This window comes from Arsenophonus endosymbiont of Crataerina pallida (assembly GCF_964020125.1).
Classification (GTDB): domain Bacteria; phylum Pseudomonadota; class Gammaproteobacteria; order Enterobacterales; family Enterobacteriaceae; genus Arsenophonus; species Arsenophonus nilaparvatae.
On the sequence record NZ_OZ026540.1, the window covers coordinates 479,907 to 491,176 of the forward strand.

General features: G+C 36.1%; 15 protein-coding genes, 1 tRNA gene and 1 pseudogene. 11 read left to right on the forward strand and 6 right to left on the reverse strand.

Annotated features, from left to right (window positions below; all coding sequences use genetic code 11):
- Nucleotides 1–19: 19 nt before the first annotated feature.
- The 6 genes and pseudogenes from AACL31_RS02550 to AACL31_RS02570 form a co-directional block, all read right to left on the reverse strand.
- A pseudogene (locus AACL31_RS02550) lies at nt 20–2,067 on the reverse strand (EscV/YscV/HrcV family type III secretion system export apparatus protein).
- 22 nt (nt 2,068–2,089) lie between these two features.
- Entirely contained in the window at nt 2,090–3,166 is a 1,077-nt protein-coding gene (gene sctW, locus AACL31_RS02555; protein ID WP_310511326.1) for a type III secretion system gatekeeper subunit SctW, read from the reverse strand.
- 5 nt (nt 3,167–3,171) lie between these two features.
- Nucleotides 3,172–3,471, reverse strand: coding sequence for a hypothetical protein (locus AACL31_RS02560; RefSeq protein WP_310511325.1), 300 nt, complete (start codon nt 3,469–3,471; stop codon nt 3,172–3,174).
- A 23-nt stretch (nt 3,472–3,494) separates the two neighbouring features.
- On the reverse strand, nt 3,495–4,853 hold the full coding sequence (gene sctC / locus AACL31_RS02565) for a type III secretion system outer membrane ring subunit SctC (RefSeq protein WP_310511324.1): 1,359 nt from the start codon (nt 4,851–4,853) through the stop codon (nt 3,495–3,497).
- Nucleotides 4,843–5,115, reverse strand: a complete 273-nt coding sequence (locus tag AACL31_RS20890) for a helix-turn-helix domain-containing protein (RefSeq protein ID WP_422389279.1) — start codon at nt 5,113–5,115, stop codon at nt 4,843–4,845. The genes sctC and AACL31_RS20890 overlap by 11 nt, the downstream gene beginning before the upstream one ends.
- Nucleotides 5,112–5,597 carry a hypothetical protein gene (locus tag AACL31_RS02570; RefSeq protein WP_310511323.1) on the reverse strand — a complete coding sequence of 162 codons (486 nt, stop codon included), beginning with the start codon at nt 5,595–5,597 and terminating at the stop codon, nt 5,112–5,114. Before AACL31_RS02570 ends, AACL31_RS20890 begins: the two co-directional genes overlap by 4 nt.
- 237 nt (nt 5,598–5,834) lie before the next feature.
- Here AACL31_RS02570 and AACL31_RS02575 point away from each other — a divergent pair, with 237 nt between their 5' ends.
- From AACL31_RS02575 to AACL31_RS02625, 11 genes are all read left to right on the forward strand, one after another.
- Nucleotides 5,835–6,491, forward strand: a complete 657-nt coding sequence (locus tag AACL31_RS02575) for a hypothetical protein (RefSeq protein ID WP_310511322.1) — start codon at nt 5,835–5,837, stop codon at nt 6,489–6,491.
- Between the two features lie 95 nt (nt 6,492–6,586).
- Nucleotides 6,587–6,892 (forward strand): hypothetical protein, encoded by a 306-nt coding sequence (locus tag AACL31_RS02580; protein ID WP_310511321.1) that lies wholly within the window; start codon nt 6,587–6,589, stop codon nt 6,890–6,892.
- Between the two features lie 40 nt (nt 6,893–6,932).
- Complete coding sequence (locus tag AACL31_RS02585; protein WP_339053729.1) at nt 6,933–7,154, forward strand: EscF/YscF/HrpA family type III secretion system needle major subunit; 222 nt, start codon at nt 6,933–6,935, stop codon at nt 7,152–7,154.
- A gap of 9 nt (nt 7,155–7,163) precedes the next feature.
- A complete protein-coding gene (gene sctI, locus AACL31_RS02590; protein WP_339053730.1) occupies nt 7,164–7,430 on the forward strand; it encodes a type III secretion system inner rod subunit SctI in 267 nt (88 codons plus the stop codon).
- Nucleotides 7,431–7,432: 2 nt separating this feature from the next.
- Nucleotides 7,433–7,858, forward strand: coding sequence for a hypothetical protein (locus AACL31_RS02595; RefSeq protein ID WP_310511318.1), 426 nt, complete (start codon nt 7,433–7,435; stop codon nt 7,856–7,858).
- 23 nt (nt 7,859–7,881) lie between these two features.
- Nucleotides 7,882–8,184: a hypothetical protein gene (locus AACL31_RS02600; protein WP_310511317.1), complete on the forward strand. Its 303-nt coding sequence runs from the start codon at nt 7,882–7,884 to the stop codon at nt 8,182–8,184.
- Nucleotides 8,185–8,201: 17 nt separating this feature from the next.
- On the forward strand, nt 8,202–8,759 hold the full coding sequence (locus AACL31_RS02605) for a hypothetical protein (RefSeq protein WP_310511316.1): 558 nt from the start codon (nt 8,202–8,204) through the stop codon (nt 8,757–8,759).
- Entirely contained in the window at nt 8,740–9,441 is a 702-nt protein-coding gene (locus AACL31_RS02610) for a hypothetical protein (protein WP_310511315.1), read from the forward strand. Before AACL31_RS02605 ends, AACL31_RS02610 begins: the two co-directional genes overlap by 20 nt.
- 98 nt (nt 9,442–9,539) lie before the next feature.
- Nucleotides 9,540–9,624: transfer RNA gene (locus tag AACL31_RS02615), tRNA-Leu, on the forward strand.
- 879 nt (nt 9,625–10,503) lie between these two features.
- Complete coding sequence (locus tag AACL31_RS02620) at nt 10,504–10,683, forward strand: hypothetical protein (protein WP_310511314.1); 180 nt, start codon at nt 10,504–10,506, stop codon at nt 10,681–10,683.
- Nucleotides 10,684–10,696: 13 nt separating this feature from the next.
- The gene (locus tag AACL31_RS02625) at nt 10,697–11,269 is read left to right on the forward strand and encodes a restriction endonuclease subunit S (protein WP_310511313.1); all 573 of its coding nucleotides are present in this window, start codon (nt 10,697–10,699) and stop codon (nt 11,267–11,269) included.
- Nucleotide 11,270: the final 1 nt, after the last annotated feature.

Consider the following 11,270-nt stretch of genomic DNA (forward strand, 5'->3'; position numbering starts at 1 on the left):
AATTCAGTCCTTGAATTTATTAAATTGTTTTTATGATATTGACCTCAGTTCCTTCTGTGATCTCGGAAAACGAGAGGACATTCAGTTCCGGGTAATGTCTGGCTAAAATTTTTGTTATAAAACGACGTACATCAACTGAGCAGAGTAAAACTATCTTAGGAATAGTATAATTTTCTTTAATTGCGACTAATAACCTATCTTGTACAACATCTAATTGAGCAGGTTCGAGATTTAAAAAAGAGCCTGACGAAGTTTGTCGTATTCCTTGGCGAATAATCTCTTCTAGTTCTGCTGAAACGATTAGTACATGCAATTTTTGTTGAAAGATAAAACTAGCTGTAATGTAACGTGCTAAAAGTGCTCGAATTTGTTCAACTAACATAATCGGATCTTTTTCTTTCGGCCCCCATTGCACCAGCCCGCCTAAAATTATCTTAATATTACGAATCGATATCTGTTCTTGAAGTAGACGTTGTAATACTTCGGTAATTCGTTGGATCGATACATGGCGGTAGCACTCTTTCAATAATTCAGGATATTTCTTTTCTAATTGATCCAATAAATCTTTCGTTTCTTGAATACCAAAAAACTCACCGATATTACGGGTTATTACCTGACTGAAGTAACCGTAAAATTCGTTGATATCACTTTCAAACAGATAGTCTAGCGGTTCTAATCTATTTTTTTCTTTTTGTTGTACCCAGTAGCAAGTTTTGCCTTGTTTCAGGGTTATTTGGCTGTTAAGACCCAACTGAGCAAATTCACTGCTTTTATTGAGCACTCGATAACTTTCAAAGATAATATCAAATTCTGCGCTTCTAACTTCATTGACTAAGACAATGACTTTATAGGGTTCTAATTCGGTAGAATAGTTGATAATAAAGTCAGGTAATAACAAACCATATTGAATTAGGATCTGATTTTTTAACCACTGGGTTAATCGATTATTTTCAATATAATTTTCATGCTGCTCTGAGATTGAAATAATCAATGGCAGCGCTTCATGATAAGAGACATCTACATTAGATTGCGATTGAATATTATTTTCTCTGTTACTAATACTACTATGCTGGCCACTAGTTTTTTTCTGATTTTTAGCCTTTTTTTATTAAGTAAGGTTTTTCTTAAATAGGAACCGCTGATTAATATTGATAGTAAAATAAATATCAGTGTTGGAAAACCAGGTAAGAACCCCATAATAAACGTTAGAGCCGCGGTAATAATTAAAGAAAAATCATGAGAAAACAGTTCTTTGATAATATTTTGACCCAAATTTTTCTGCGTGCCTCCCACTCTGGTGACGATAAAACCGGCACTAATCGAAATGAGTAAAGCGGGGATCTGGGCGACTAACCCGTCACCGATGGTTAGCATGGTATAAGTTGTCAATGCTTCACTGAAACTAAAACCCATCTGCACCATTCCAACTGAAATGCCACCTAAAAAGTTGACAAAAATAATCACAGTGCCAGCAATAGCATCTCCCTTAATAAATTTCATTGCACCATCAAAGGCGCCATATAATTGACTCTCCTGCTCAAGTTCTATGCGGCGGTGTTTGACACCTTCATTGTCAATAATGCCAGATTTTAAATCAGCATCGATGATCATCTGTTTACCGGGCATGGCGTCAAGAGAAAAACGGGCAGCAACTTCGGCTACCCGTTCAGAGCCTTTGGTGATTACGATAAACTGTACTACGGTTACGATAGCGAAGATCACCAATCCCACGACTAGATTGTCACCAATCACAAATTGACCAAAGGAAGTAATGATGTCGCCGGCATCGGCATCGAGTAAGATCAGACGGCTAGTGCTAATAGATAATGCCAATCGAAATAAGGTAGTAATCAACAACAGAGCTGGAAAACTGGTGAAATGAATGATTTTGGTAATATAGAAAGAACTCATTAACACTAATAGTGAAATGACAATGTTTAAGCCTATCAACAGATCAACAATATACGTAGGCAATGGCAGTATTAGCATGGCAATCCCTAAGATCATGATACCAAGAACGATAAGTTCAGGCTTGTTTCTAATTTGCAACAAAACTGATTGCAACATATTGCTTTCCCTGCTTTGAAAATTAAAGGCGACGTAAGGTTTTTTCTTTTTGATAAAGTAAGTCAAGTAATGAAAGTAATTGTGATAGTGTTTTTTCCCTGATTTCTGCGCTTAAGTAGATTTCTATGGTTATAGATTTAAATGCTGCAATAAGTTGTTTAAGCAACATAATATGTTGGCTGATAACAATATTTAGCTGTTTATTAGCGATAATATCTTGAATGATAACCATCATCGCTTCTGGATCACTTAATCCCTTAATAAAAATGGTTAACCAACTAACTTGAACCTTCGGCTGTATTAAAAAGGGTAGATTAGAGCAGTAAGCGAAAAAGATTTTGTCAGCAGAAGAGAGTTGTTTGATCCGGCCTAAAGAGGATAGATAGACAGCAAATTCGGGCATAAAAGAGCAACTAGGTGACAACGCTTGCATATCACAGAGTAACGACTGCAAAACAAAATCAATAATTAAAAAACGTTTATCATAGCCATATTGATTAACCCACTCCTCATAAAACCATAGCGGCTCAATATCTTGGCTAATAAAATCACGGTATAACTGGCGCAATTGCATGGCACTTAATGCCGTTTGATAGCTAAATTGTTTAGCTTTTAGTGCAATATTGATACCCGCTCGGGTTGCTTTTGCTCGTTGATTAGTACCCTGGCAAAGTGAATTGATTTCGGCTTCAATCTCAATGGCCAATGAGGCAGAAAAATAGCGTCGGCGTAAAAGCTCTTTTAGCACTGAGACAAAGTCACTATCATCAGGAAAAAACTGGCGCAGTAAGGCTAAAATATCGGCTAATTTATTCTTTTGGTTGTGTAATAATTTGATCACGGTGGCCAGTTTTCTATCTGCATTATCTTCCAATATACGGCTATTTATTTCGCTACTATCCTGTTGTTTCTTTTGTAGATCTTGTCGGCGATTAAATTGACTCATAGCCATTGACATATCATCCATAATATCTAACAGCTGGTGGTGGTGGCTTACTACCATTGGCGTAGGTTTAGCTGTTTCAATGTCAGATAAATGTTGGGTTTTTGGTTGCTGGTGCAACAAAACTGATGAATTAATTTTATTGATATCTACCATTTTTATTACCTATTCTCTCCATTGATATAAGTATAAAGCAGGTCAATAGCAGCCTGTGTTTGCGGATCAACCGGCTGAAATGGATTTTTTCCCAGCGAATCATTCAATAGATTTTTTTCTTTAACCAACCTGGGTTGCAGCATAAAAATACGTACCATTTTTTTATTGGTTGTACTGCTATAGCGAAATAATCCACCTATCCATGGAATATTGCCAAGTAATGGGATCTTACTCTCGCTGGCATCGATATCTTCTCTGGTATAACCGCCAATCAGCAAACTATCGCCTTGGGTAACACGAGCCACTGTACTGATATTGGTGCGATTAATTACTGGCAGCGCATCGATTTTTTCTGTTTCACCGTTGTTGGTTTTTTTTCAGCGCCATCTTCTAAATTGATAACCATCTCAATTTCATTGCCGGCGGGAGAAAGGCGAGGGAGGACACTGATCATAGTACCAAATGTGGCTGACTCTAAGGTGGCAGTACGCTCTCCACGTACTTGAGTATAGAATGTGGTGCTGTTATCAAAGATGGCAGGCGTATTTTCTTGCGTTAGGATAATCGTGCGGGAAACCATTTGAGCATTTCCTTCCAGACTCATTGCTCGTATTTTGGCTAAAAAATGTACCCCGGCCGCAGCACTAATATCGCTGGTATTAAGTAAAAAGTTACCGTGTTTAGTGTGGTAACTGCTTTGCCAATCAATACCCAGGAGATCAGCTTCATGTTTGGCAATATCGATGATCCACAATGACAGCTCAATTTGTCGTTTTGGTTGATCAAGCCGTTGGATCATTTCATTGATCAATTGAATACCTTGAATACTGCCTTTGGCTAACAGACTGCTAGAACCGGGTAAAGGCATTAACTCGATTGATTCTTTGCCAACACGGGTAACAAAGGAGGGTTCAGGTTGATATTGTTCGTCAATGTTAGCAATTTTTGTATCCGTTTGACTTGCCCTTTGTTTGTTGGATTGAAAAAGTTGTTGTAAAACGGTACTGATGCCAGGTAAGACTAATTTTTCTCCCCGGATAGAGTAGCTTCTATCGGTGACAAAGGTATTTTTTAAAGCAAAGATGTGAACATAATCATTACCAAAGCGTTTTTCTTCAATAATATCCTGTTTTAACTGCCGTGCTTCTTGATCCAGATATTCTGCCGCAGCTTGAACTAACTTCACATAAATTGGTGGCTCAGAGACATAAAAGGTTTTGTTATTGCTGCCACCACGTAAGGGATAACGTGGATCGTAAAGACCGATAGCATGCAAATACTCTTTTACGCGCTTGAAATCGATCTTTTTTAGATTCAGCATCTGTTGTTTCATTTCACTGCCATCGTAAACATAAATGACGTTACCATCATTAAAATAGATAAATGCCATTCTACGTATGAAAGTATCAAAAGCGGTTTTGGGGGACGAAACATCAAATCGACCTGAAATTCGCTTCTTTTTCACTGCGGAACTAAGAATAAAAGGTTTATTTAATTTATCGGATAATACGTCAAAAAATTGTTCAACCCGACTATCAACGGCAATAAAAAGATCATTGTCCTGTTCAATATGATCTTTAACTAAAACGTCTTCTTTTAAATTTGAAAATGTCGTTGCTTGATTAGGAAAAACAATCAATAGAAAACAACATGAAAGGATGGCCTTAAATAACGGGCTAATCTTCATAAAACGACTTCCTTATCAATCTAAATGACTTAGGTGTGGCGCCAAAAATAACTTTTATCTCTTTTGATAGGTGTGAAGCGGAACTAAAACCGTAATCCAGCGCTATATTGGTTAGCGGTTTATTTTTTAGAATAATTGATAAGATTGCTGAAGTAGCTCGCCATGAACGTAGCTGTTTTTTACCACATAGACCTAAATATTGATGACAAAGGCGCCGAAAGTGAGTCTCTGAAACGCCATACTTCAGGCGAATTTCCGTTATATTATAACGTTTTGTTTCATTTGATTAAGTAAGTGATGGGTTATCCAGTAGCATTCATGATTCCTCATCGCTTCAATTAATGGCCGCAATGGTGTCTGATAAGGAGTTAGCAGTGAATTGATAAGTAAAGTTTGAATATCCTTTCCGATGCTAGAATCGAGAATAAACATATGATTTTTAGTTATTATTGATTGGTTAGAATAATGAGGAAGATTGTGGTTAGTTAACGCATAATCGATATAAGCAACCAGTTTTATACAAGAAAAAATATCTGATTTTTCTATTGTCCAATGATTATGAATTGGTTTTATTGTTGAGACTTGTTCCAAGGATAAAAATATTTGTTTATCAGTTAAATGATAATATTGATTCTGTTTGTCTTTTATAATTCCAAATGAATTATTATGGATATATAAAAATAAAAAACATTTGATATTTATATTATTAATATTTATTTTATTTTTAGGTATAAAATAATTCATATACTCCTTCCCTGATAAATCTAATTTATAATATAAGTGATTTGTATAATATGATGTTTAACTTGTTAGCTTTAAATTTTTTGGTAAAATGATACACTACTCCGCATAAGAAAAAAATATAAATAAGTATATAAATAAAAAATAAAATTTAGTCTTTAAAGTATTTTCTTTATTTATAACATCTCAAATTAAATAATCATAAAAGTATATTTAATTACTTTAAAATAGATAAATCCCATGAATATAAATAATAACTATATGATTCGTTTTTTTACTGGAAAACTCAGTGGTATGGTCTTTTCGCTAATACCCGGTCACTATCAAATTATTGTTGGTAGTGATCAATGTATTCAACAATGGTCTGAGCAACATGATAAAAATGATGATGATTTTATACAACTCTATGTACCCATCAATCAGCAAAATAAGCTGATTATTATTGACACTATCTTGCCTGAAGTGGATAACCAACGAGATAGTTTTGGCTATACTTTAAATGAACAAAATGAATCTATTAAGTCATTTGAAGCTAAATTTAATTACTCGACTTTCTGGCAGAAAATACCACTATTTGCGATAAAGCGAGTCGATGAAGAATGGTGTGATGAGTGTGAGAATTTGTCTTATTTAATTGAGAAATCAGATAAGTCAAATAAGAATCACTTGATAAAAATAGGAGCCATTTTTTTATTGCTTGTTTTATTTTTATTCTGTTATTATGTGTTCTCTTATGAAGTCAATATTAATAAGAAATCTTTATTTCCTAATGAAGCCATTAATAACTCACTGCCATTTGATTGTGAACAATTTTTGAGTAAAAAAAATAATATAAAAAAATTATTGATGAAATTAATAGATCGATTCCTAATACTGAATATTTTTATTTCCATATAATAAATTATAATAGTGTTTCTTTTATTTATAAAAATAAACAAACAAAGAAAATAATTGAAGAATTATTTAGCTAATATCAATTATGTCAATTTAATATGAATGCTATTTTATTATCTGATTTAATTGATTATGTGAATAATAAAATTTCAAATAAAGTAAAAAATTATAAATTATGGTTATCAGAAAAAGGATTAATAATTCAGTTGAGTGAAATGTTGACGGAAGATGAGATTTATCAATTGAAATTACAATTAAAACCTTATCAAGCTCAACTGGGAAAAAGTTTTTTTCAATTTCTATTACCTGAAGAGCGGGAAATAGAATCAGAAAAAACGCAACTTAAAAGTACCAAGGGATATATTTTTGTTCAACCGGAGCACCGATACTTTCCCGCTGGTTAATTATTAACATTATTGGAAAGGAGATCCTTTATGGCAGTCAATGATAGTACTATCGGGGAAATACTTAAAGAGACTCAAGCAACATCTGATGAATATCAAAAAAGTATTAAAGATACTATTGAAAAAAGATCCATCTAACTCAGCAGATTTGGCTGAATTTCAGGCAGCGATGGCGGCACATAGTGTTTTACTGAATTTCATGTCAACAACCATTAAAGCATACAAAGAGAATGCACAGACTATATTAGGTAATATGCGTTAAGGATAAATGATGAATATTAGTAGCATAAATAATATTTCTGTTCTGACTGAATCAGCAGAGGGTGGAGCGATGACGTTACAGCAAGCCATTAGTCAGCTATATCGACAACATAATCAAGTTGAACAGCAAGTTACTGATACATTACAAACAGGCGATCTCTCTTCACTGCTTGCTATTCAGCGAACTACAAGTGATTATCAGGTTGAAATGTCATTGCTAAGTACATTAGCACGTAAAGCACTAACAACTGTTGAAACAGTTATAAAGGCGCAATAACAGTGACAATACTCTTTCGCCACCTATACTTTTTTATCACCATATCTCTTTTCACTTTTCTTTTATCAGGTTGTCATGATGAAGCGTTACTTAATTCGCTGAATCACCGACAGGCAAATGAAGTACTGGCAGTTTTACAAAAGCATCAAATTATGGTCAGTAAAAGTGCACAAGGAAAAGGGCTCTATAAAATTAATGTGGCGAAAGAGGACTTGTCGGCTGCGGTACAGTTATTACAAGAATATCAATTACCTTCACCAGAACGGCTTGAGATCTCTCAATTATTTCCTGCTGATGCCTTAGTTAACTCGCCGCAAATTGAAAAAGCCAGATTAATTTCAGGTATTGAGCAGCGGCTTGAACAATCTTTAATGGCACTGGACACCATCGCTGATGCGCGGGTACACCTCACAGTTACCCTATTGTAGTTAATAGCCGCAGTCAGACACCGATGAAAGCCTCTGTCATCGTATTTTATCATGATGAAAAGCAAGATATTGATGAATTTAAAATGGGTATAAAAGCATTTATTAAAAATGCGATTAGTGAATTGGAACCTCAATATATTACGGTATTTTTAATTCATAAAATATCACCACCAATTTCTTCTCAGCCGAAAAAAAATACATCAGGTGAGGGATATTATTTTTATATATTATTGCTTTTTATCTTAATTATCGGTGCTGGGCTAATATATTGGGCAATTAAACGTAAAAAGCTCGCGCAATCAATAATAAAATCTCAACAGCAATGAAACAGCAAACTTTTAATTTGATAAAAACAATAATGTATCAACCTGCCAGTTATATTCATCACTCATTTGGCTACCCACCATATGATAAGCTAACAATGGCTGAAAAACGGATATATGACCAACAGGTAATGATGCACTTTCAATTGCCAACCACGGTCGATTTTGAATTTGCTGATAACTTACACGTACAGTTATATATTAATTATTGGTCTAGGCTACCAATAGCAGCTTTATACTTAGGTGGATTATATCAATCACCACAGCTGATGATCGCCAATCAACTCAAACAGTTACCAGAGCCATTCAGTCAATTTTTATCCTGGGCTAAGTTACTGTTACCGCCACAAAAACAACAAATTATCCCGATAACTGCCACGTCCTATTTACAAGATGAACTAACAAAGTTCGGCATGTGGGCAATGAAACCATTAATTGAAAAATGCTCTTTGGCATTAGCTGCTCGTTTTAGTCTACTGTTTAATAAAAATTATCCACAGTGGCAACTTGCTACCATTTTACCGATTAATTACTCATTATTAAAAACAACGCTTAATTATGTTACCTACACGACCTGAAAAATTATTGACTCAAGCGATAGATAATGTCTTGATCCGCGCTAAGTCCAAACAGAGCCATGATTATCATCAACTACTTATAAGCCAGGCCAAAAAACAGGCGAAGAAAATAATTATTGCTGCGCAAGCAGAAAAAGAACAAATATTTAGCCAGGCTAAAATCCACGGTTATTGCCAAGGGATCAGCCAGACATCTACTGCGCTTGCCTTATTTATTCAGGCATACCAAACCATCAACCACAACCTTTATAACGATATAATTAAACAAATAGAGCAAACATTAATTCAATTTCTATTAACAGAACCGGTGATTGAGCAGCTACTGTGTAATTTAGTGGCCAAAGTTGACCTCCAGCAGCAAAGCAAAATTTACCTACCGGAAAAGCTGGCAACCACATTATCTGAGCATTGGTCAGACAAATTTAGCAATATCAAACTCACTAGCCACCAACAAAATTGCATAATGCTAGAAATGGGTAATGAAATTCTTTACTTCTCGCCGGAAAAAAGTGTTACCGAGATGATGAAAAGTATCATTGCAGATAAACAGATCGCCGCCAGCAACCAGCAACAAATAGCCTGCATCACTGAACTGAAAGATAACTTCGTTAAAACGCTACAACAACAGTTTGAGCACTATCTGACAGCCAGCGACCAAAGCTTGCCTGAAGCAGATAGATGATTGCTTTTTAAGCACTTAATGTCATTGGTGAACAATAACAGTTGCGCCTGACGAGATGACAAGTATAATGGCGCCGTTTTCCGCGATTCTCCCTCAATGCCGAAGTGGCGAAATCGGTAGACGCAGTTGATTCAAAATCAACCGCCTTCGGGTGTGCCGGTTCGAGTCCGGCCTTCGGCACCATAAAACATTTCTGGACATCAGGTGATGTCTTTTTTTGTGTTTGGAATCCTAGTTTTACCAAACGTTCAATCGATTATAACTCCCAAAATATGGCCGATTCATCTCAGCAGCTAAACAAAGAGATAGAGCAGCACTAAAACTTAAACGCTTAGCTGAATTTTTATAGCGAATTGATAGCTATATAAGCATGCGTGTTAATCTCACTGGTTGTCAGACTCATTTTATGATTATTTATTTGTTCCTTTGAGCTAATATTTATCGATGAACATGCTCTCATAAGCCGATGGTTCAAAAATATTGAATAAGGTACTTCAAGTTATAGATTATGAGACTAAAGTCAAAGTTTGTGGCATGGTTTCAGGACGATGGCCTGTGATTAGTTGATTGAGTTAAATTTGTGGTCTAGGAAGCGGTAAAGCGGCAGATGTGGTATTAGGAATGAAGCTCAAAGCGTGTGGATTTTGTTAATGATACGCAGCATCTGGGTAAGCGCAAGCCTTATGCTGCAGTGGTACAGGGATTATCTGGATGTGGTTCGGAAAAAAGGGTTATTCCGTAGAATATTGATAAGCTTAATTCTTAATTTATATCATTAATGATGCTAACCCAATTTTGTTAGATGCCTTAATTAGTGATTGTGGTTACTTTGTCACAAGATTAGCGGCCGCTGTTATTTTTTGTTCCTTACTCTAAATTAGTGTTATGCTATAGAGGTTCTACTGCGTTTATTTTCTTGACTCAGTGAAAAGTTTGCACGATAATTAATGTTGTTTTATTTTTATCTCTGTAGCAGTTCTATAGAGTTAAGCAAAGTGATGCTACAGGCGGCCACCTGTAACTATCACTTAAACTCCAACTTGCCAGAAGGAAATAGAAGTTATGTCAGTATATCAAATTAATTACCATTTGCCTAAGCAGCGTGACTATTCGTCTCTTATCGAACGTATCCAACCCTATGGAGCCTGGTGCCTTCTCTCAAATCGGCCTGGATTATCGTCACCGAGTAAATCGCAGACCGGTTCGTGGATTACCATATTGCTGCAACAAATAGCGCAATAACTAAGAGGTAAGCATGCCGACAAACTTAGTGAACCTGGAGAAAATTGCCGATGTCCGTTCAGGCTTTACCTTGCGCGAGGCGATAAAACCAAGCTCAGGGGGCGACGTTCGTATTTTGCAGATCAAAGATCTCACCCAGGGTTTGCAAATAGAACCAAATGCGCTGCCAGCAGTGGTGTGGGAGCAGAATTCTACTCCCCCGTTACTTGAACCGGGGGAGATCGTCGTTGCTGCGCGCGGCAATCGCAATATTGCCGCGGTTTATAGCGCTAAAGTGCCCGTTGTGGCGACGAATCAATTTCTTATCATCAATATCAAAACAAAAACGGTGTTGCCTGAGTATCTGTGCTGGATCATCAATCAGCCAAAGATCCAGCAAATGTTTCATCGTAGTGGCACAAATATTCAGCTACTGACAAAATCTGCGCTGCTCAAGGTGCAACTGCCCATGCCGCCAATAGAAACTCAGCGCAGTATCATTGGCTTACAGCAGGCATGGGAACAAGAAGATCAACTGATTAATCAGCTACAGACCAGTCGTCAGAAGCTGCAATGCGGAATTTTGCAAAATTTATTTAGGGATTAAT